This window comes from Mesorhizobium sp. M4B.F.Ca.ET.143.01.1.1, from assembly GCF_004792275.1.
In the GTDB taxonomy this organism is placed as follows: domain Bacteria; phylum Pseudomonadota; class Alphaproteobacteria; order Rhizobiales; family Rhizobiaceae; genus Mesorhizobium; species Mesorhizobium abyssinicae.
In genome coordinates, this window is sequence record NZ_SRSR01000360.1 from 1 (window position 1) to 282 (window position 282).

The 282-nt window shown below is 67.4% G+C and carries 1 protein-coding gene; it reads left to right on the forward strand.

Annotated features, from left to right (window positions below):
• Nucleotides 1–282, forward strand: a 282-nt coding sequence (locus EN786_RS37345; RefSeq protein WP_145972941.1) for a molybdopterin cofactor-binding domain-containing protein, incomplete at both ends; no start/stop codon positions are given.

Here is a 282-nt window from a genome sequence, read left to right on the forward strand (position 1 = left end):
GGCGGCTTCATCCAGGGCATGGGCTGGCTGACCACAGAGGAATTGTGGTGGGACGACAAGGGCCGGCTGCGCACCCATGCGCCGTCGACCTACAAGATCCCGCTCGCCTCCGACCGGCCGAAAATCTTCAACGTCACGCTGGCCGACTGGTCAGAGGCGAACGAGCCGACCGTCCATCGCTCCAAGGCCGTCGGCGAGCCGCCTTTCCCGCTCGGCATGTCGGTGCTGCATGCGTTGTCGGACGCGGTCGCGAGCGTCGCGGATCACAGGATCTGCCCGCGC